General features: G+C 50.0%; 7 protein-coding genes and 8 tRNA genes. 12 read left to right on the top strand and 3 right to left on the bottom strand.

Annotated elements, in window-relative coordinates; all coding sequences use genetic code 11:
• Positions 1 to 228 precede the first annotated feature (228 nt).
• Positions 229 to 7,245, top strand: coding sequence for a beta strand repeat-containing protein (locus C6P11_RS10060; protein ID WP_135520807.1), 7,017 nt, complete (start codon positions 229 to 231; stop codon positions 7,243 to 7,245).
• A gap of 77 nt (positions 7,246 to 7,322) precedes the next feature.
• Entirely contained in the window at positions 7,323 to 8,645 is a 1,323-nt protein-coding gene (locus C6P11_RS10055; RefSeq protein WP_135520805.1) for a hypothetical protein, read from the top strand.
• Positions 8,646 to 9,360: 715 nt separating this feature from the next.
• Here C6P11_RS10055 and C6P11_RS10050 read toward each other — a convergent pair.
• Positions 9,361 to 9,431 (bottom strand) — tRNA-Cys (locus C6P11_RS10050).
• A gap of 253 nt (positions 9,432 to 9,684) precedes the next feature.
• Here C6P11_RS10050 and C6P11_RS10045 point away from each other — a divergent pair.
• The 10 genes from C6P11_RS10045 to C6P11_RS10000 all read left to right on the top strand — a co-directional run bounded on the left by C6P11_RS10045 (position 9,685) and on the right by C6P11_RS10000 (position 21,613).
• A complete protein-coding gene (locus tag C6P11_RS10045; protein ID WP_135520803.1) occupies positions 9,685 to 18,372 on the top strand; it encodes a hypothetical protein in 8,688 nt (2,895 codons plus the stop codon).
• Complete coding sequence (locus C6P11_RS10040) at positions 18,373 to 18,978, top strand: hypothetical protein (protein ID WP_135520801.1); 606 nt, start codon at positions 18,373 to 18,375, stop codon at positions 18,976 to 18,978.
• Positions 18,887 to 20,779: a hypothetical protein gene (locus tag C6P11_RS10035; protein WP_167849569.1), complete on the top strand. Its 1,893-nt coding sequence runs from the start codon at positions 18,887 to 18,889 to the stop codon at positions 20,777 to 20,779. The genes C6P11_RS10040 and C6P11_RS10035 overlap by 92 nt, the downstream gene beginning before the upstream one ends.
• 154 nt (positions 20,780 to 20,933) lie before the next feature.
• Positions 20,934 to 21,006: transfer RNA gene (locus C6P11_RS10030), tRNA-Val, on the top strand.
• A 2-nt stretch (positions 21,007 to 21,008) separates the two neighbouring features.
• Positions 21,009 to 21,082: transfer RNA gene (locus C6P11_RS10025), tRNA-Asp, on the top strand.
• 7 nt (positions 21,083 to 21,089) lie between these two features.
• Positions 21,090 to 21,162, top strand: a tRNA-Phe gene (locus C6P11_RS10020).
• Between the two features lie 27 nt (positions 21,163 to 21,189).
• A tRNA-Trp gene (locus C6P11_RS10015) sits at positions 21,190 to 21,260 on the top strand.
• A 14-nt stretch (positions 21,261 to 21,274) separates the two neighbouring features.
• A tRNA-His gene (locus C6P11_RS10010) sits at positions 21,275 to 21,347 on the top strand.
• A gap of 44 nt (positions 21,348 to 21,391) precedes the next feature.
• Positions 21,392 to 21,475: transfer RNA gene (locus C6P11_RS10005), tRNA-Leu, on the top strand.
• A 54-nt stretch (positions 21,476 to 21,529) separates the two neighbouring features.
• Positions 21,530 to 21,613: transfer RNA gene (locus C6P11_RS10000), tRNA-Leu, on the top strand.
• 182 nt (positions 21,614 to 21,795) lie between these two features.
• Here the strand turns inward: C6P11_RS10000 and C6P11_RS09995 are convergent.
• Positions 21,796 to 22,353 (bottom strand): hypothetical protein, encoded by a 558-nt coding sequence (locus C6P11_RS09995; RefSeq protein ID WP_135520797.1) that lies wholly within the window; start codon positions 22,351 to 22,353, stop codon positions 21,796 to 21,798.
• Positions 22,302 to 22,619: a hypothetical protein gene (locus tag C6P11_RS09990; protein ID WP_135520795.1), complete on the bottom strand. Its 318-nt coding sequence runs from the start codon at positions 22,617 to 22,619 to the stop codon at positions 22,302 to 22,304. Before C6P11_RS09990 ends, C6P11_RS09995 begins: the two co-directional genes overlap by 52 nt.
• Positions 22,620 to 22,911: the final 292 nt, after the last annotated feature.

Here is a 22,911-nt window from a genome sequence, read left to right as displayed (position 1 = left end):
TCTCAAAAAACGCCCAATCGAAAAAAACACCCTGAAACCGTGCCAAGGTACTGGCAGTTTCAAGGTGATTTATCGTATTTTACTGATTTAGCTGTGGTTAAAAATTTAGTGCATGAATAATCCGGGTCAACTGCTGATATCACTAATTCGGCAGCGTCAACGGCAAGTTCAGCAAATAGTGTTGCGCAAAGTATTGCTGCGACTGATTCTTATGCTGACAACGACGCCGTGAAGTCAGCTGCATCAGTGGCTAGTGCTGCGCAACAAACGGCGGATAGCGCGAATGCAGTTGCCCAGTCAGCTGCATCAGAAGCTGCTTCATTAGCGTCAGTTGCGAGTTCGGCAGCTAATGTGGGTGATGCCGTGACGGCAAGTTCAGCTGCATCAGCCGCAAGTTCAGCTGCAAATCAATCGGCAGCTGCATCAACAGCCGCATCAGAAGGCGCCGCAGCTGCATCAGCCGCGCAATCAGCAACTGATTTGGCTAATAATGCCGAAGCGACAGCGCAATCAGCCGCTGATCAGGCAGTGGTTGCTCAATCACAGGCAACTGATGCCGCAGCCGCAACTGATTTAGCAAACAATGCGAACGACGCAGCGACATTGGCTTCTGAAAATGCGGCATCTGCTGGAGAAGCAGCTAACACAGCTTGTTCATCAGTAACAGATTCTCAAAACGCCGCTAGTGCAGCTGGATCAACGGCACAAGTGACGGCTTCAACAGCCGCAATTGCCTCATCGTATGCCTCACAGGCTAGCGACTTGGCAAACGACTCAGCCTATGCGCACAACAGCGCAGTACAAAGTGCAATTACGGCGGCTACTAGTGCCGCTGCGGCAGCGAACGACTCCCTTACAACGGCAAATAGTGCTGCTACGGCTGCATCTGATGCTGCCAGTGCCGCAGCTGCCGCACAAGAAGCGGCTTCAACAGCTGCTTCAACGGCAAGTTCGGCCGCAACAGCCGCAAGTTCATATGCTGAATTGGCTTCAAGTGCTGCAAACGCGGGTGATAAGTCGGCCGCTGCAAGTTACGCCACGGCCGCAACCGGTGCACAAACCGCAGCGGCTGCTGCGATGAGTGATGCGCAATTGGCCGCTAGTGCCGCATCGGATGCTACTTCAGTTGCAAGTTCATATGCAACGATTGCCGATCAGGCTTCAAGTGCCGCTGATAGCGCCGCCACGGCAGCAAGTACGGCCTTGTCTGAAATGGCAACTGCTGTCAGCGCTGCGGATAATGCAGCGGGAGCAGCGACAGATGGCATTGCAGCATCTGTTTCGGCAGATAGTGCTGCCGCCAGCGCTGATCAAGCCGTAGATGATGCTGATTCAGCTGCTAGCTATGCTGATAATGCGCAATCTTCAGCTGAACAAGCCGCGTCAACAGCGTCGAATGCTGATACAACTGCCCAATCAGCAGCTGATATTTTGGCTTCGAGTGCATACAAGGATAATGCGGCGGTTTCAACGGCTGCATCGATGGCTCAGTCGGCAGCCGATAAGGCAAATTCAGCCAAGGCCGATGCAATTCAAGCCGCATCGGATGCTAAAACATCACAAGACGCAGCGATTGCAGCGGCATCAGAGGCTGATGAGCAAGCGGACATTGCGGATGCAGCTGCGTCAACAGCTGCTGAACAATCATCATTAGCTGCCTCATATGCGCAAGCAGGTGATTTGAGTGCGGCAACTAATGCTAGTTCGGCCGCAAGTTCAGCTGCAGCAGCAGCTAGTGCCGCTAGTGAAGCAGCAGCCAGTGCAGCTTCGACGGCTAATGCAGAAATGATAAAGGCTAGTGAAGCTGCCAGCGCTGCTGCAAGTGCGGACGCCGTAGCTAGTGAATCATTGTCTGAAGCACAACAGGCACTAGCTGAAGCGAAGACGGCTGCTCAAGCCCAGGATGCCGCCGACAGTGCTTTGAACAGTGCAACTGATGCACAAAGTTCAGCTGCTACGGCCGGTGATGTTGCCTCTGAAACAGCATCGACAAGTTCGGAGACGGCTGCATCAAATAATGCAGCACAATCAACGGCAAGTTCAGCCGCGATTGCAGCTGAAACTGCATCAACTGCTGCAGGCGAGGCAGCTTCTATGGCTGCCGATTCAGCCTATGCAAACAACAGTGCCGTGCAATCTAACGCCAGTGCGGCATCAACAGCTGCTTCTCAAGCGAGCGAAGCGAACAGTATTGCGCAATCAGCGGCCACAGTTGCCTCAAATGCCCAAAATGCGGCAAGTGAAGCAACGGACACCGCTAATTCAGCCGCGACGGTTGCCTCATCGGCAACCGAAGCAGCAAGCAAGGCTGCTTCTCAAGCGAGTGAAGCTGCCCAAGCGGGTGATCTAAGCGCAGCCCAAGTGGCAAGTTCAGCTGCTTCATCATATGCTGCGTTGGCAAGTTCAGCTGCCTCAACAGCGGCAAGTGCCCAAGCAGACGCACAAACAGCAGCGGATACAGCAAGCTCAGCTAATTCTTTGGCAAGTTCAGCTGCAACCACAGCATCGAGTGCGCAATCTGATGCAACTTCTTATGCTTCGGCTGGTAGTGATGCCACTGCAGCAGCCGATGCCGCCGGAACGGCCGGTAGCGATGCGGCAACCGCTGGTTCATCGGCTTCAGAAGCAACGGACGATGCAACGAATGCAACGTCAGCAGCGAGTGGCGCCAATACAGCAGCCGATAGCGCGAATGTCAGTGTTGAGAATGCCACTGCTGATAATGCAATTGCGCAATCAGCAGCGAGCGAAGCACAAAGCATCGCAACGAAGTACCCAGCTAACAGTGCGATTGCGACGGCAAATAGCACAGCATCAAGCGCGGCCAGCGTTGCTGACTCAGCTGCACAAGTTGTGTCATCAGCTAATGTCGTTGCCCAATCAGCAGCCAGTGCCGCTAATGATGCTGCGTCGAACGCAACATCGGCTGCTAGCGAAGCTAATAAGCAAGCACAAATTGCAACTGATCAAGCTAGTGCAGCCAGTTCATATGCCCAAGCGGGTGATTTGGCTAATGCATCATTGGCCTCATCAGCCGCAAGTTCAGCATCGGCTGCCGCATCAACTGCAGCGTCACAAGCTGCATCTGAATTGCTAGCAGCTGAAAGCGCTGCTTCGTTGGCTAATAGCGCTGCCACTGTGGCAAGTTCAGCCGCCGGTGTTGTTAGTTCGGCAGCTGCCGTGGCTCAGTTAGCGTTAGCAGATGCGCAAACAGCCGCCCAAGCCCAAGATGATGCTGACAGTGCAGCGTCGGATGCGAAGGCGGCTGGTACGACGGCCTCATCAGCTGGCGACACGGCAAATAATGTGTCACAAACAGCTAGTGATGTCGCGAATGTGACCTCACAAGCTAATGACGCGGCAAGTTCAGCTGCGACTCAAAAGTCAACGGCTGATCAAGTAGCGTCTTCAGCAAGCGCTAAGGCCGCAGAGTCTGCTTACGCAAATAATAGTGCTGTGCAATCAGCTGCTGTTGCTGCTGAATCGGCAGCGATGACAGCGTCGGTTGCTAACAGTACGGCGCAATCAGCCGCAAGTGTCGCGGATGAACAGTTGGCAACTGCGACAGCCCAAAATGCAATCGCAAGTTCAGCTGCTTCAGTCGCAAGTTCGGCCGCAGCTGCAGCCGATGCGTATGCTAAGGCCGCCAGTGAAGCAGCGCAAGTTGGTAATTCATCAGCTGCCGCAACGAACTCGGCCGCAGCAGCACAAGCATTGTCTGAAGCCCAATCAGCCGCTAAGGTGGCAAGTTCAGCTGCGAATGCTGCTGGTGATGCTTTGATTGCTGCCCAATCAGCTCAAAGTGAAGCGGCTACAGCAGCGTCACAAGCGAGCGATGCGACAGCTGATGCAAGTTCATACGCCCAAGCCGGTGACCAAGCAACTGCAGCAGCGGATGCTGCCGGAACGGCAGGAAGTGATGCAACAACCGCTAACGACCAGGCTAAGCAAGCTGGTAGCGATGCGGACAATGCGACCGTTGCCGCGTCAGATGCTACCTCAAATGCCGATGCGACGAATACAGCAACTGAGTCGGCAACTAATTACAATTCTGTCGCCCAATCAGCCGCTTCAGCAGCTGCGAATATTGCGTCAAGTTATCCAGATAACACTGCCGTTTCAACGGCAAATAGCACGGCTCAGTCAGCTGCAGCGGTTGCTAGTGATGCAGAGTCAACGGCAATAGCAGCCAATGCAACAGCTAGTCAAGCGGTTCTAGATGCTAATAGTGCCGCAACGGCAGCAAGTGAGTACGCTTCAACAGCAGCATCGCAAGCAAAGGTTGCCGCTGATCAGGCAAGCGCCGCAAGCTCATATGCTCAAGCTGGTGATCAATCAAATGCTGAAGCAGCCTCAACGGCGGCATCAACAGCCGCTCAAGCTGCTTCGGTAGCGTCATCAGCGGCAGCATCTGAGATGGCTGTTGCAACAACAGCTAACGAAACGGCTTCAAGTGCTGCAACAACTGCCTCATCGGCTGCTACGACGGCTAGTTTGGCAGCTGAAAAGGCTAAGTCAGCGTTGGCGGATGCTCAAACGGCAGCCCAAGCCCAAGACGAGGCTAACCGTGCAACTGAGGATGCAAACTCAGCGAATGCTGATGCTGAAAATGCCGGTCAGGCTGCCAGCGATGCTGGTAAGCAAACGGCTGATGCGAATGCGTCGGCTGATAATGCTTCAAGTGCCGCAGTAACAGCTTCGACAGCTAATTCAAATGCGCAAGCAGACTCTTCAGCTGCAAATGCGTTGCTAGATTCTTCAGCATATGCGCAAAACGCCGCTTTGAATAAGGCGATTGATGATGTGAATTCGGCTGCGACAACAGCATCGAACGCAAATGAAGCTGCCAGTGTGGCTGCCTCGATTGCTTCAAGTGCTGCCGCAACAGCAGATTCAGCTTCAACGGCTGCTTCATCAGCTGCAACAGCTGCAAGTAACGCTGCTAGTTTGGCAAGTTCAGCCGCCAGCGTCGCGAGCGAAGCAGCTCAGGCCGGTGATTTGGACAAGGCAACGAGTGCTGCAAACGAAGCTGCTGAGCAATCAGAAGCAGCTGCCAGTGCCTTGTCGACAGCCTCGAGTGCATCAGCTGTTGCTAGTTCGATGGCTAGCTTAGCTTCAAGTGCTGAAGCTATCGCGTCATCACAAGCAGAAATTGCAACCGCAGCAGAATCAGCAGCCTCGAGCGCCGCAACAACGGCAAGTACGGCCGCTGCTGCAACGGATCAAGCAATTGGCGCCGAGACGGCGGATAACAACGCGAAGTCAGCCGCCGCAGCCGCAAGTAATGCTGCTAGTGCCGCTGGCGTTGTTGCCAGTCAAACGGCAGATAACGCAAGCGCGACGGAATCAGCTGCTTCAACGGCTGATAAGGTTGCTAGTCAGGCGGATAGCGCAGCAACAAGTGCAAATGCAGATGCAGCAAAGTATCCAAACAACAGTGCGGTAACATCAGCTGCCTCAACGGCAACGAATGCCGCAAGCGTGGCAGATGATGCTGCGTCAACAGCAAGCAGCGCTGCGAGCGTCGCGGATGCCCAAAGTAAGATTGCAAGTGATGCCACTAGTCAGGCTTCAGAAGCAGCCAAGGCGGCTGCCGGTCAAGAAGTATTGGCAAGCAGCGCAGCTAGTGCTGCCGAATCATATGCGCAAGCAGGTGACTTGTCTGCCGCTAGCGAAGCCCGTTCAGCCGCAGATGCAGCTGCTAGCCAAGCGGTTGCCCAACAAGCAATTGCCGAGAGTGCTAATAGCAAAGCGATGACTGCTTCGAGTGCTGCTAGTGAGGCAGCATCAACAGCAAGTAGTGCTGCGAGCGTTGCAGGTAGTGCGAATGCAGTTGCCTCGGAAGCTGCTGAAACGGCATTGATTGCCGCAGATTCACAGTCTGAGGCGGATGATGCTCAAAGTTTGGCTGATGTCGCATCAAGTGCTGCATCTGCAACGGCCGATCAAGCTGAAACAGCCTCAAACAGTGCGAGTGTCGCTAATTCGGTAGCTGACGATACGCAAGAAACTGCTGAGGGAACATCAGAAGCTGCAAGTACGGCTAACTCAGCTGCGAAGGATGCTGGAAGTTCAGCAGCAAAGTATCCAAACAATAGTGCGGTAACATCTGCTGCTTCAGTTGCATCTGCTGCAGCTAGTGAAGCTGATAGCGCCAATGCTGTTGCGTCAAGCGCAGCGTCAACAGCAAGTAGTGCTGCAACGAAGGCGGAAAGCGCAGCATCGGTTGCATCAAATGCAAACGCAGTTGCCAGTGAAGCAGCTAACTCAGCTGCCAGCGCTGCAACGGCTGCCTCTTCAGCCGTTCAAGCAGGTGATGAGAGTGCTGCAAGTTCATACGCCGCAGTAGCCTCGAGTGCTGCCGATGCTGTGACATCACTGCAATCAGTAGCTAACTCAGCTGCGAGCGTCGCATCTGAAGCCCAAAGTACAGCAACATCAGCCGCAACCGTGGCCGATAGTGCGAGTGAAGCTGCCAGCGCAGCCTTGTCAACGGCTTCAAGTGCCGCAACAACGGCGTCGACTGCTGCTAATGCGCAATCACAAGCAGACGAAGCGGCTAAGGCGGCTTCATCAGCTAGTCTTGCAAACACAGCAACGGATATTGCTTCAGATGCTGCTGATTCCGCAACAAGTGCTGCCTCAAGTGCAGCGTCGGTTGCCGATGAAGTGGCTAATAACGCAAGCTCAGCAGCTTCAGATGCTACTGATGCAGCGTCAAGTGCTGCTAACGATGCCACGACTTATCCAAATAACAGTGCGGTAACGTCAGCTGCCACAGCTGCGAGTTCGGCTGCTTCGGAAGCGACATCGGCTAATGCGGTAGCAAGTTCAGCAGCCTCGACGGCTAGTTCATATGCACAAGTCGGCGACGAGAGCGCTGCAAGTTCATATGCAGCGATTGCCCAATCAAAGGCCACGGCTGCTAAGTCAGCTCAAGCGCCGCCACGGCTGCCAGTGCTGCTAATGATGCTGCTTCAAGTGCGAATAGTGTTGCGTCAAGTGCTGCCCAAACGGCCACGAGTGCTAATGAGACGGCTGCTAGCGAAGCAGCAACCGCCTCGACGGCAGCAGTTGCCCAATCAGAGGCAGATCAAGCTAGCCAAGCAGCCTCAGCCGCAAGTTCGGCAGCTTCTGCTACGTCAGAACAAGCCGACAAGACGGCTAGTGATGCAGATGCAACTGCTGAAGCGGCCAATTCAACGGCTAGTGCTGCTTCAAGTGCCGCCTCAACGGCAACAGTAGCAAGTTCAGCAGCCTCGAGTGCGGTAGCGGATGCAGGTAAGTATCCAAATAACAGCGCTGCGTCAAGCGCTGCCTCGGTGGCAACTAGTGCTGCTTCGGTTGCAGAATCTGCTAATAGTGTTGCTTCAAGTGCTGCCAGCGTGGCAAGTTCAGCTGCTAGTCTTGCTAATGAAGCGAATAGCGTGGCAAAGAGCGCTGCAACAGCCGCTTCGACAGCTACAGCAGCGCAATCAGCTGCTGATGAAGCTGCCAGCGCTGCGAGCCAAGCAGATGCGAATAACAGTAATGCAGCTTCACAAGCATCAACTGCAAGTCAAGTTGCATCTGGCGCAAGTCAGGCCGCTAGCCAAGCTGATAAGACAGCTTCACAAGCTAGTTCAACTGCCGAAAAGGCACAAAGTGTTGCAACGAATGCTGGATCAGATGCTGCCAAGTATCCAAACAACAGTGCGGTAACGTCAGCTGCCTCAACAGCTTCAAGCGCCGCTAGTGTTGCGCAAAGTGCTGTAAGTACGGCCTCAAGTGCTGCTTCAGTTGCTGCAAGTCAGGCAAGTACGGCCTCAAGTGCTAATGCGGTTGCTTCAAGCGCCGCAACGGTTGCTTCGAACGCCAATGACATTGCTAGCTCAGCTGCAGTCGCCGCAAGTTCATATGCGCAAGCTGGAGATTCTAGCGCTGCAAGTTCAGCAGCTAGCCAAGCTACCAGCGCTGCCGCTGTCGCAAGTTCAGCCCAGGCGGTTGCCTCAAGTGCCGCTAGTGTTGCGCAGTCAGCTTCTGAAGCTGACTCAAGCGCTGCGTCAGTTGCGTCAAGTGCAACTTCAACGGCATCGGCCGCTAATGAGATGGCTTCTAGCGCAGCTGCTGCAACATCAAGAGCAGCTGCCGCACAGTCAGCCGCTGATAAGGAAGCGGCAATGAACCAAGCTGGGGATGCTGCTAAGACTGCCAGCTCAGCAACAGCAACAACGAGTTCAGCCGCTACGCAGGCAACCACTGATGCGTCGGCCGCAAGTTCGTATGCTAAGACCGCTTCAAGTGCTGCAACAGCAATTGGCAGTGTGGCTAACCAAAGTCGCTCACAAGCAAGTGCCGTTGCTAACTTGGCATCGAAGACGACTGATGCAACGGTCGCTTCGGCTGCATCACAAGCTGCCAGTGCCGCATCAGCTGCGGACAGTGCTGCTAGTGTTGCGTCAAGTGCGAGTGCAGTGGCTCAAAGCGCTGCCAAGCTGCCAGCGCCGCCGCTTCTGAAGCAAATGCGTTGCACAGTACGGCCCAAGCTGCTGAATCAGCTGCCTCGATTTATGCCTCATTGGCAACATCGGCTGCCCAAGCTGGTGATCAATCAGCTGCTGATTCATATGCTACTAAGGCCGCCAGTGCTGCCAGCGAAGCAATGAGCGCTGCGTCAGCTGCAACGAGCGCTGCTGCTGTGGCTGCTAGCGAAACAGCAATTGCTTCAAGTGCCGCAGACGTTGCGACATCAGCATTTGCTGAAGCAACATCATTGGCCAATGTCGCAAGCGCCGCGATGGCAACAGCCCAAACGGCTTACGACCGTGCGACCGCAACAACGACACCACAACCTGTGGATCAAGTTGTGACGCAAACGCAAGAATCAAACGTTGTAACGACTGATGCAGTTGCACCAAGTGCAGAACAATCAATCGAAACGACGGTTGTGACACCAGGCGTAGCGGCCTACGTGGCAGAACCAACGACGCAAACAGATTCAGGTTCAGCGACATCGGTAGTGTCAGAAACACCGGCAACGTCTAGTGAGGCAAATGCTTTGCCATACGACGCTGGTACTAAGGCTGATGAGAAGATTATCCGTGCAACGCCGATTAATGTGACGGCCGAGCCAACGGAAACAAGTGAGCCAACTGACGGAACGGATGTTAAGAAGCGTGGGTTGATTGCTGGTGCTGTGGCATCAATGCTAGCTGCCTTGGGTGGTTTGATTGGTATCAAGCGCAAGAAGAACGATGATAAGTAAACGATAAAAATAAGCTCCTGAGATCTCAAAATGATTTCTCGGGAGCTTGTTTTAATTTCACGACAAAAAGAAAAGACCCAATCGGAGCGACACTTCCGATTGGGTCTTTTCTTTAGAGGTAGTGACGGGAATCGAACCCGCGATGGCGGTTTTGCAGACCGGTGCCTTACCACTTGGCTACACTACCAAAATATATTTAAAGTTTTATACCACGAATACATATTATAGGCGAAATGTGAACATCTTGCAATTCAATAAGGAACTTTCAGAGATGTCAAGAAATTTGCTCACGCGATAAGGACAAAAATTTAACCACTTTAATTCTGTTTTCTATCACTGAAAAGAAAAACCAGCCCCGTATTATTCAAGGTAGGGAAAGTATCGAAATTCTTAGGGTTGAGTATACACAAAAATATTGAGTGACTATTGAGGCGGAAACAATGAATAAAAACGAATTTGCAAAGGCGTCAGAAACGCCGAAAAAGAGATCCGCGTGGGTTATCGCGGGGATGACTGCACTGACAGTTGGGGCAAGTATTGTTGGTCCGGAAGTTGTTGATGAAATTCAAAATGAGACTGGTAACAACGAACCACGCTCATCAGTGAAAGTGAAGAAGAGTTCGTCGCCAATTACAAATATTGGGGATATCTTATTTGAGACGCGCTCAGCTTCGGCTGATGCGGTTAATGCTGTGACGGACGCGAATGGGGGAAACCACGCGTTCACGTCAACGCAACAACAGGTGACGTCGAACTTTACGTTGTCAGGTTCGGCGACTAATGCTTCGGGATCTCTTAACGGAAAGCTTGGTAGCGGAAGCGCAACCTTTACATCTTTGACGTCTGGAGCATCAGGCAGTCAGCAAGGTGCTATTGCGTTTAACAAGCAACTCGATATGACTGCAGGTTGGACAATGAAGTTCAATTTGAACTTGACGAAGTATAACACTGGTGGAAGTGGTGGATTTGGTGCTTCCAATGGAGCTGGAGATTTCTTGGGAATGGTGCTTGCGCCGATTGCACCGGGCGCGTTAGGAACTACCGGTGGAGCCGGTGGACAACTTGGAATTGGAAGTGATTCTGAAACAGGTGCTAAGGGTATCCCAAATGCCGTTGAGTGGGGGATTGATTTTTGGAAAAACGATGGGGATTCATCGAACATTGTTAATCCAACGGATGGAGGTGTGCTGTTAAGTGGCTCGGATGGAACACAAGTAGCTGGGTTCCGTACGACTAATTCATCAGGGACGTTGCAAGCAGTATCATCGTCAGATAGTTATCCTTCATTCACAGCTTCAAATGGTGGTTCTGGCGGGTTGATGGGATTTGACGGTTCATCGGCTTCAACGAGTTCAACCTGGAATGGGGCATCTGATTCTAACCTAGAAGCACCTATGACGGCGACGTATACCTATTCGAATGGTGTCGGAACGTTAACGATTAAAGCCGATGATGGTTCGTACTCAGCTACTAAAACTATAACGATTACTGATGGCGTGAATTCTACGATGTCATTAGGATTTAAAGCTGCCGACGGATCTAAGTATTCTCAAAAAGGTGTCACGATTAAGTCGTTTAACCTAACGTTGCCAACAGCTGACACAACTGTGAATTACCAAGACAAGTCGGGTAACACGCTTTCCACTAGTACTAAAATCAAGTCTAACGTCAACGATACATTGGCAATGGTGACTTCTGGTGCATCAACGAACCCAACTGGCACGGCCCACACATTTACGGCACCGACTATTTCTGGGTACACGTATGTTGGAACTACGTATGGTACATCGAAATCAACAACTGAGCCGTTGACGGTTTCTGATACGGATGCTAACAACATTATTAACGTGCAATATGCCAAGAATTCCAAGCTGCCGACGGTCTTCGTTGACCAGAACGGTAAGGTTATTTCAACCGTGCCTTCTGTTGAACTTGGAACGGCTGGTACGAATTATGATGGCCAAAAAGCAACGGCTGCAGCGGATTATGCTGACTATACGACAGCTTTGTCAAACGCAACGAAGGTTGGATATACCGGTGCTGTATCGGGCGTTTATTCAGATTCGGGGCTCACGACCAAGCTCGGTGCTGACCTGTCATCAGCAACATTTGGATCATCTGATAAGACAGTCTGCGTCCAATTGACGCCAGCGGCTCAAACAGCAACTATTAGCTATACACAACCAGATGGGTTGAATGATGCCGGAAAGACGGCACTTTCAACGGCTATCGGTGGTTCTGCAACGTCTTTGACTGGTGTCACAGACGGGGCTTATTCAGCGAACACGATTAAGGTGCCAGATGGATTTACGGCTAAGATTACGGCTAGTGACGGAACAGTGTTGGATACCGATTCAACGAAGTCAATGTACTACAAGGACAACGGTGATGGCACGTACACGATTGTTGGTGCCTTCAACATGACTAGTGCCGGTGCATTGGCCGTGCCAAGTTTCACGGTCGCATACGCTCAAAAGGCCGTTAACATGACCACGACGTACCCAGACGGGTCAACGGATGTTGTTAATCAGAATGCGTTCACGGATTATGCCGAACAAAGCATCAAGCAGCAAGACGGCAAGGTATCATTCGTTGATGGTAACAAGGCGACATCAATTGCTGCTGGTAGTTTTGGTTCAGACAACATTGCGCACACAGTTGCGTATGAAGACACGCCACAAGATGCCGGTGTTGTTGCAAGTGATCAATCAGTGCAAGATGCATTGACGGCTGTAAATAATGCGCAAACGTTGGCCGATTATCAAACGGCATTGGCAGCCTACAATGCTGCAGTATTGGATGCGCAAAAGAAGCGCGTTCAAGCTAATATTGACTCGATTAACAACAACATTGCCCAAATTCAGAGTGACATTACGCAACTTGAGGCAATCGCGGCGGACAATCCTAACGACACAGATATCGCCAACTGGTTGGCTGATGCTAAGACGCGTTTGACGAATGCGCAGACGGTGCTCTCACAAGCCCAAACGGCCCTTGAAAGTTTGAATAGTGGCACGATGTCGATGGCAGATGCCAACAATCTTGTAGTTGGTACTGATCAAAACAGTGCAGCTGCGGCATCAGCGCAACAAATCGCTGATACTGATTTGGCGAATGCACAAACGCGTGCGGCGTCAAACTTGGCCTTGGCTAAGGAAGCTGCAACGTCTGCTGCGACTGCGGTTACGAGTGACAATACGACGGCCACGAACACGATGGCTGACGACGTGGCCGCATTGGAGCAATTAGCTAAGGATTACTCAGGTAATACAACAATTGCGACAGCGTTGGCCGATGCACAAAAGGCGTTGGCAGATGCCAAAGCCGCACAGGTGACGGTTGATACGGCTGCCCAAGAAGTGCCGGATTTGACGTCAGTGCAAGCGGTTATCGCCCAACAAACGGCGGTTAATGCGGCTGGTAAGGATGTGCAAGGTATGCTGGTTGTTGCAAATGATGCGGTAACGGCGGCTCGAGCTGAAGCTGAAAAGGTGCTTGCGGATGATAAGGCAGCTGCTGCAACGGCAATTCAACAACAACTTGATGATGCAGATGCTAACATCAAGACGATTCAATCAAATATTGATGCCATCCAACAATTGCTCGATGATAATCCTGGGGATGCGGATATTCAGGCTGCGTTAGATGATGCGCAGACACAATTAACGACAGCAAATAATCAATTGACAGCGTTGGCACAAGCAGCAACGGATGCGCAAGATGCAACAACGCCAGCAGAGGTGCAGGCAGCACGTGATGCTGCGACGGCCGCTGCAGGTGAAATTACTGATGCAACGACACAATCAACAACTGATTTGGAGAATGCGCAAAAGAAGGCTGACGCTAATTTGGCAGCCGCAAAATCAGCTGCCGAAACCGCAATTGGTGATCAATTGACGCAAGTGACGGATAACATTGCGCAAATCAATGACGATATCACTGCTTTGACGCAGATTGCAGCTGATAATCCAGATAATGATGAAATCCAAGCGAAGTTGGCTGATGCCAAGAATCAATTGACAACAGCAACAACGCAACAAACAGCTATCAAGGATGCGCAAGCGGCCATTGATGCGGCAACCACAGTAGCAGCCGTAACGGCTTTGGAAGACACTGCGACAATGGCAACGACTACTGCAGACACAGCACAAACAGCAGCTGACAAGGACCTAGCTGACGCAAAGGATTTGGCAGCAGCTGATTTGAAGGCTGCCCAAGAGGCAGCAACAACCACGGTTGATAGCAACATCGCAGCTATTCAAGATCAAATTGACCAAATCACACAGGATATCGCCACGATTCAAACGTTGGCGGATAACAACCCTGGTGACACGGATATTGCAAATGCATTGACTGATGCGCAGAAGCAATTGGATAACGCCAACGCAGCGTTGACAGACGCACAAGCGCAAAAGGAAGCGATTGCTGATACAACGACGCCAGCTGCTGTTACGGCAGTTACGGCAGTTGCAGCCGGTGATCAAACCGATGCTGAAGCGGCTGGCACGCAGTCAGCACAAGACGTGACGACTGCCCAAGCTAAGAGCGATGCCAACTTGAAGGCCGCTCAAGAAGCTGCCAAGGATGCCATCCAAGACAACATCAACGCTATCAACGAAGACGTGGCACAAATCGCATCAGACGTCGCAATGCTGCAAACGCTGGCGGACAACAATCCTGATGATCAAGAGATTGCGGATAAGTTGGCTGATGCTCAGGCACAACAAACGATTGCTAATAACGCTTTGACGGATGCCGAGGCACAATTGAAGGCTGTAGATTCTGCAACGACCGTAGCGGGTGTTGATGCTTTGACAACGCAAGGTCAAAAGGATGAGGATGTCGCCCAGGCAGCGGCTGATGCTGTAAGTACGGATGTGACGGCTGCACAATCTCAATCTGAGGATAACTTGACCAATGCGCAAGCTGAAGCCAAGACGGACATTCAAGCAAATATTGATCAAATCGAAAAGGACCAAGCAGCGATTGCAGATACAATCGAATCACTACAAGATTTGGTTGATAAGAATCCTGGTGATACGGCGATTGCTGATGCTTTGGCAAATGCTGAAGATCAAAAGACGATTGCTGACAATGCTTTGGCAGATGCACAAGACCAATTGGCGGCAGTTGATGATGCGAAGACGTTGGCAGATGTGACGACGATTACTGATGCCTCCCAAGCTGATCAAGCCGCAGCTGATAAGGCTGTGACGGATGCGCAAACACAATTGGACACGGCAACTGATAAGTCGGCGGATAACTCGGCAGATGCTAAGACAGCTGCCGAGACAGCAATCGATGCAGACATTGCGGACATTCAAGATAATATCGATAGCATTCAAAGCAATGTTGATGACTTGAAGCAAATCGCGACTGATAACCCAGACAATACAACAATTGCTGACAAGTTGAAGGATGCTGAAGCGCAGTTGGCCGATGCCCAAGCGCAAAAGGAAGCTGCTGAAGCTGCCAAGGATGCGATTGCTGATCAAACGACAATTGCTGATGTGCAAACGCAAACTGATGCTGCCGATGCTGCCAAGAGCACTTCTGATACAGATGCAAAGACAGCGGCGGATGATTTGGCCGATGCTCAAACGGCAGCAGCCTCTGACTTGGCTGCTGACCAAGCGGCTGCGCAAAAGACGGTTGATTCAACGATTTCAACAATTGAAGACCAAATTGGTGATATTCAAGATGACATTAAGGCATTGGAAGATATCGCATCTAAGAACCCAGATGACCAAGACATCGCTGATAAGTTGGCCGATGCCAAGGACCAATTAGCAACGGCTGAGACGGCACTGGATCAAAACATTGCAGATATCACGTCGAACATTGACGATATCCAAACGATTGTTGATGACTTGCAGCAAACGGCAAACGACAATCCTGGCGATACAGTGATTGCTGATGCGTTGGCTGATGCAAAGCAACAATTGACGGATGCCAAGACACAATTGGCCGATGCTGAAACGCAAAAGGATAATGCTGATAACGCAACGACGCTGGCTGATGTCCAGACAGCAGTTGATGCGGGTCAAACAGACGCTGATAAGGCAGCACAAGATTTGGAGAATGCGCAAGCTGATCAAAAGACAGCTGACGAACAAGCAGTGGCAAACTTGACTGATGCGCAAACAAACGCCAAGAACGCGATTAATGCTGATTTGGAGACAATCCAAAAGAATATCGATGGTATTAACAGCGATATTGCTGAATTGACGCAAATTGCAGCAGATAACCCTGATAACACGACGATTCAGGACAAGTTGGCGGATGCGCAACAACAATTGACTGAAGCTGAGACGGCTCAAAAGGCCGCCCAAGATGCGTTGACGGCTGTTGATAGTGCTGCAACGCCAGCTGATGTTGATGCACAAGAGCAAATTGCGACGAATGCCGTAACCTCAACGACTGGTAACAAGGACCAAGCTGACCAGGATTTGGCCGATGCGAAGGACTTGGCAGCTTCTGATTTGGCAACTGACCAAGCGGCTGCACAAACCGCAGTTGATCAAGCGATTAGCGACATTAACGACAACATTGATCAAATTAATGATGATATTGCCGAATTGACGGATATTGCAGCCAATAATCCTGACGACACAACGATTGCCGACAAGTTGGCGGATGCAAAGCAACAATTGGCTGATGCGCAAGATGCTTTGTCGACGGCAACTGATCAAAAGGCAGCCATTGAAAATGCTGATACGCCGGCTGAAGTGACGGCTGCGCAAGATAAGGCGACTGAAGCAGCGACAGCGGGTGATACTGCCCAAGCAGCGGCTGACAAGGATGTGACAGATGCACAAACGCAATCAGATAGCAACTTGGCCGATGCGAAGACGGCCGCCAAGGAGTCATTGCAAGATAACGTCGATGCAATCACCGATGATGTTAAGTCGATTACGGATATCGTTGACCAATTGCAACAAGTTGCCGATAACAATCCTGATGACCAAGACATTGCTGATAAGCTAGCAGATGCGCAACAACAGTTGACGGATGCTCAGGACGCTTTGACGGATGCTCAAAACCAATTGGATACGGTTGATGACGCCAAGACATTGGCTGATGTGCAGGATCAAGTTGACGCTGGTACGGCTGATGAAAAGGCCGCAGCGGATGCTTTGACAAATGCCCAAGGTGATTTGACGGATGCGCAAACGCAATCAGATAGCAACTTGGCCGATGCCAAGGAGGATTCGACGGCAGCGATTACTGACCAAATCACAAGCATCGATGATGATATCGCTAAGATTAACGACGATATCGCAGCGTTGGAGAAAATTGCGACGGATAATCCTGATAACACGGTGATTGCGGATAAGTTGGCTGATGCCAAGGAGCAATTGACGACCGCTGAAACAGCTAAGGACGACGCCCAAAAGGCATTGGATGCCATTGACTCACAAACGACATTGGCTGACGTTGCTGAGCAAGAGCAAGTTGCAACAGACGCCGTTAGTGATGCTGATACGGCTGGTAAGGCGGCTGATCAAGATTTGGCGGACGCCAAGGCTCAAGCCAGTGGTGATTTGGCTGAAGACCAAGCAGCTGCGCAAACGGCAGTTGATAACACAATCGACAATATCAAGGATCAAATTGCTGATATCAATGATGACATTGCCGAATTGACGGATATTGCCGCTAAGAATCCGGATGATACTGAGATTGCGGATAAGTTGGCTGATGCGAAGGAACAATTGCAGACGGCGCAAGATGCATTGACTGATGCGACGAGTCAAAAGTCGGTTATCGAAAATGCAACGACGCCAGCTGAAGTCGAAGCTGCTCGTGATCAAGCAACAGCTGATGGTGACACGGCAACTCAGGCAGCTGAAGCATCAGCACAAGATGTGACGGACGCTCAAACAAAGTCTGACCAAAACTTGGCGGACGCAAAGACACAGGCTGAGACGACGATTACGGATAACATCGCGACGATTGATGACAACATCAAGAACATCACCGATGATATTGCGACGTTGCAAGATTTGGCTGATAAGAATCCAGATGATGAGAAGATTGCGGGATTGTTGGATGACGCGCAAACGCAATTGGATGAAGCCGAAGCGGCCAAGACGCAAGCACAGTCTGATTTGGATAAGGTTAAGGATCAAACGACGTTGGCTGATGTTGCCGATGTAGTGGCTGACGCAGCTGATCAAGTTTCCGAAGTTCAAGAGAATGAAAACCAAGCGCAAACTGACGTTGAAGATGCCCAAAAGCAAAGTGCTGATAATTTGGCGGATGCCAAGGCACAAGCTGAGGTGACAATCGATGACCAATTGACGGCGATTGATGACAACATTGCAGCCATCAATAAGGACATTGACGAGTTGACGCAAATTGCGACGGATAATCCAACTAACACGGAAATTGCCGACAAGCTTGCTGATGCCAAGGACCAATTTGCCCAGGCTGAGCAAGATAAGGCGGATGCCCAAGCAGCAATGGATGCGCTTGATGATCAAACAACGTTGGCCGAGGTCCAAGACCAAGTTGATGCCGCCACTGACGCTGCTAAGAGTGCCGATGGTGCGAATACGCAAGCGGATACTGATTTGAAGCAAGCACAGGATGCCGCAGCAGAAGATTTGCTAACTGACCAAACAGCTGCAAAGACGGCTGTTAACCAAACGATTTCAGGCATTCAAGATGATATCAATGCCATTAATGATGATATCGCTGACTTGAAGGATTTGGTGGCTAAGAATCCTGACGATACGCAAATTGCGGCTGATTTGGCTAAGGCACAACAAGATTTGACGGATGCTAAGACAGCGTTGACGACGGCGCAAGATCAATTGCAGGAGATTGCTGATGCAACGACACCTGCAGAAGTGGCGGCAGCTGAAGAAAAGGTAACGACAGCTGGTACAACTGCTGACACGGCCCAAAAGGATGCCGCTGCTGCGTTGGTCGATGCCCAAGACAAGCATGCTGAAAACCTAGCCAACGCTAAGGAGACAGCGACAGATACGATTAACCAAGACATTGCGTCAATTACGGATAACATCACAAAGATTACGGATGACATCACGCAATTGACGGATATCGCGGCTAAGAATCCTGATGATAGTGAAATTGCGCAAAAGTTGGCTGATGCGAAGGAATAATTGACGGATGCCCAAGCGGCTAAGGCTGACGCGGAGACGCAATTGGCTGATGTTGCTAACCAAACAACAATGGCCGATGTGCAAGACTTGGTTGATCAAGCGGCAACCGATAAGGCGGCTGGTACGACGGCACAAACAAATGTGGATCAAGATTTGACGGACGCACAAACGAAGAGTGCTGAGAACTTGGCAGCAGCTAAGGAAGCAGCCACGGACCAAATCACGGAACAATTGGTAACGATTGGTGACAATATTTTGCAAATTGAGCAAGATATCGCTGATTTGGAGAAAATTGCCAAGGATAATCCAACGAATGATCAAATTGCCCAAGACTTGGCAGACGCACAAGAGCGTTTGACGGATGCCCAAGCCGCCCAAACAGCAGCACAAGACGCAAAGGATGCTATCGACAGTCAAACAACGTTGGCTGATGTTGCTGCCCAAGAGGCAATTGCTGATAAGGCAGTTTCAAACGCAGCAACGGCGCAAAAGACGGCGGATAACGATTTGACGGATGCCCAAGTACAAGCCGCCAAGGATTTGGCAGCTGACCAAGCGGCAGCTAAGACCGGCCATCAATACGTCAATCGACAACATCACGGATGACATCGTGGCCATCAATAAGGACATTGCGGACTTGAAGGATTTGGTAGCGAAGAACCCGGATGACACTGAAATTGCGGATAAGTTGGCGGATGCACAAAACCAATTGACGACGGCTGAAGATGCTTTGTCAGATGCGCAAGACCAATTGGCAGCCGTTAACGATGCCAAGATTCCAGCCGATGTGGCAACAGCGCAGTCAACGGCTGAAACAGCTGAAGCGACGGCCGACACAGCCAAGACGACGGCTGACCAGGACGTTAAGGACGCGCAAACGAAGAGTGACGAAAACTTGGCGGCAGCTAAGGATGCAGCTGACAAGTCGATTGCGGATAACATTGCTACTATCGAAGACTCATTGGCAAACATCAATGATGATGTCGCAACATTGACGGATATTGCAGCGAAGAATCCAGATGATACATTGATTGCCGATTTGTTGGCTGATGCCAATAAGCAATTGACTGAGGCGCAGGGGCGTTATAAGGATGCGCAAGCTGACAAGGACGCTCTGGCTCAAGCCACAACTTTGGCTGAAGTTTCTGATTTGTCTGATGACATTGCTGATAAGACAACGGCTGCTGATGTTGATCGTAAGCAAGCTGACCAAGACTTGGCGAATGCTAAGACGACGGCAGTAGATGATCTGGCTGATGCTAAGGAAGCGGCCAAGGATGCGATCCAACAACAATTGGACCGTGTTGATGATGAAATCAAGCAAATTCAGAAGGATATTGATGAGTTGACGCAATTGGCGAAGGATCATCCAAATACACCTGAGGTTCAACAGGCGTTGGATGATGCCAAGCAACAATTGGCTGACGCAAAGGATGCCAAGGACACGATTGTTGATCAATTAATCGATGTTAACCAAGCTAAGACAGCTGATGATGCTAAGGCAATCAATGATGTCGCCCAAGAAGCTGGTGAAAAGGCAACCGATGCGGTTAAGGCGGCAGATAAGGATGTCGCTGACGCTAAGAAGGCGGTTGCTGATGATATGGCAGATGCCAAGTCAGAAGCAGAAGATGCTGTTCGCGACAAGATTAACGAGTTGCGTGATGATGCTTCTCGTGTTCAAGATATTGTGGATCAATTGCAAGATTTGGTTAACAACCATCCTGGTAATCAAGAACTTGCTGACAAGTTGGCTGAAGCCAAGGATCAATTGAACAAGGTGCAATCAGCCCTTGAAGATGCTCGTGCTCAGTTGGTAGCAATTGAGACAGCGGAAACGCCAGCTCAAATCGACGCAGCAACGAACCAAATTGGTGTTGACCAAGTTGTTGGTAACCAAGCAACGCAACGTGCAGAACAACTTTTGCGTGAAGCACAGGATATTGCTAATGGTCTTTCAACGACGGCGACAATCGTTCAAGCGCTGGGTAGTGGTCAATCAGTACCACAAACAGCGATGTTGCCATACACGGTTACTGAGACGGTTGTATTGCCAACCCAAGTATCAGGTATTGCACAAGCGACTGAAGCGGTGGCAACTCAAGTTGGTGAGCAATTGCCAACGCAAGCACCAGTCCAAGGTGTTGCAGCTTATGTTGGTCAACGTTTGTTGGCTGAAGGTAAGGCAACCCGTGGTGCTCGCATCCAAGACCGCATTATTAAGTCGGATGATGAAACGAAGACTAATGATGCTCGTAGTGGATTCTGGGATCGTCCAGACTATCTAGCTGGTCGATTTAGTGGTGATTGGAACTTTCAACCATTTACACTTGCAACTGTTTTGTTGTTCAGTATGTTCCTTGGATGGTTCTTCTTGCCAACAAAAAAGAAGGAAGATGAACAATAATAAACGTTGATATATCAACGTTTCATACGAAAAGCACACAATGAAAATGCATTGTGTGCTTTTTATTTTAAAAAAGGGGTTGCAAAGTGTTCAGAAGGTATGTATAATAATTTTTGTTGTTGAGCGAGGGACATCGCAAAGCACAAAACATAATGGACGTTTAGCTCAGCTGGGAGAGCACCTGCCTTACAAGCAGGGGGTCACAGGTTCGATCCCTGTAACGTCCATTGGTCGCATGGTCTAGTTGGTTAGGACGTTCGCCTGTCACGCGAAAGATCACGGGTTCGAATCCCGTTGTGACCGTTTAAATGGCTCGGTAGCTCAGTTGGTAGAGCATACGATTGAAGCTCGTAGTGTCGGGGGTTCGATTCCCTCCCGCGCCATTGGAATTTAATAATACATTCCATTATAGGGGTATAGTTTAACGGTAGAACGACGGTCTCCAAAACCGTTGGTGGGGGTTCGATTCCCTCTACCCCTGCTTGATAGATAATGGCGGTAGTGGTGAAGTGGTTAACACATCGGTTTGTGGTACCGACATGCGTGGGTTCGATTCCCATCTACCGCCCTTGAAAGTTTTGAACTTTCTATCATCCGATTAATATTAGATATGCCGTTGTGGCGGAATAGGCAGACGCGCTGGACTCAAAATCCAGTTCCCGCAAGGGAGTGTGGGTTCGACCCCCACCGACGGCATCGGAAATCTCCGGGTTTCCAAGCAGGCCTCAGGTCTTATCTAATAATAATCATGCCGTTGTGGCGGAATAGGCAGACGCGCTGGACTCAAAATCCAGTTCCCGCAAGGGAGTGTGGGTTCGACCCCCACCGACGGCATAATCTAAAGACCTTCGGGTTACAAGTAAGACGTTCGAGAAATCGAACGTCTTTTCTTTTGCATTTTTATATGAAAAAACCTTATCAAATGGAGATAAGGTTTCTTTGTTCTCTAGTTTTGCGTACGGGAATTATTTTCTGTACTTGATTGTTAATGGTGTAACTACATATATGGAAAACTATTAATCTGCTGATTCATCGTTGTCCAGGTCTGTTTCTGAAGGTGTATCAGTTTGATCGGTCATTTTTGATATTTCTTTAAAGTCAGCGTCAAAAATATCCTGTGTATAATGTAGTCCTTTGGCAAGCTCGGTTTTTAATTGTTCGGCGGCTGGAGCCATAGAAGCGAATGTTACCAAACCGCTCACTAAACCACCTACTAATGGAACTGCTTTTTCGGCGATACCTGCTAAACCTTTCTTAGTTAAAGTTTTCGTTGCAACGACTTTTGAGATTTCTTTCAGCAATGGATACCACCACGTTTTGGTGAGGGCAGAGGTTAGTATCTTTTTTGAAACATACTTAGCGGCATTTTGAGCCATTACTCGCAAGACAGCGCCAGCGCCTTGAACCCCAAACATGATTCCCAAAGATAAAATTAGTTGTGTTTGTCCTTCTTCAGTTAAATCGCCGTTACTGTTAAAGATGTCCTTGTATCCATAAATATATGCCAATTCTTGGGCCAACCTTAAACTAAATCCCATATTCTGAGCGATATAGGCTGGAATTGTTGCAGCCATGGCAAATCCTCCAGGTAATCCGCAGCGGTTGAGAGGGCAGTAGATGAAAATACATTGAAATTGATACTGTTTTCAGCGATCTTGTCTATTTTTTCCTTTTGAAAATAATCTTGAGGTCCACCATTGTTTACTTGATCAGTAGTCATGTTAAATTTTGCTATTAGGAATGTTTTCCTGTCGACCTTAACGCCAGGAATTTCGAACGCCATTTGAATTGCTTGTAGAAGGGCATTGTCTGGTTGGGGTAATTGGTTATTGTCCGTCAAATTGGTGGTTCTCCTTTTTCTGTTGAATTACATGAAATAAATTCTGAATCGTATTTCAACGTATTTTTACTAATATGATATTAGTAAACGCTCTCTGCTGTGAGAATGCAAGCGATTTGCATTCTCACAGCGGTACGTATTGTCATTTTTAGCGCCGAGGCTTCCGTAAAAATAGGCTTACTTTTGATAATGGTATTTATTTGTTTACTCATTATGATTCCTTGTCTTTTTTAGAGGAGGTTTTTCTTATTACTTGAAAACAATGCTAAATTGTAGGAGATGGGTTGTAGTG

It is taken from the genome of Weissella confusa (assembly GCF_004766315.1).
In the GTDB taxonomy this organism is placed as follows: domain Bacteria; phylum Bacillota; class Bacilli; order Lactobacillales; family Lactobacillaceae; genus Weissella; species Weissella confusa_A.
This window is presented reverse-complemented; position numbering and strand designations above follow the sequence as displayed.

Excerpts from the sequence above, each read along its gene's own strand:
- C6P11_RS10045 (WP_135520803.1), top strand. The coding sequence starts at position 9,685 with ATGAATAAAAACGAATTTGCAAAGGCGTCAGAAACGCCGAAAAAGAGA.
- C6P11_RS10035 (WP_167849569.1), top strand. The coding sequence starts at position 18,887 with ATGCCCAAGTACAAGCCGCCAAGGATTTGGCAGCTGACCAAGCGGCAG.
- C6P11_RS09995 (WP_135520797.1), bottom strand. The coding sequence starts at position 22,353 with ATGGCTGCAACAATTCCAGCCTATATCGCTCAGAATATGGGATTTAGT.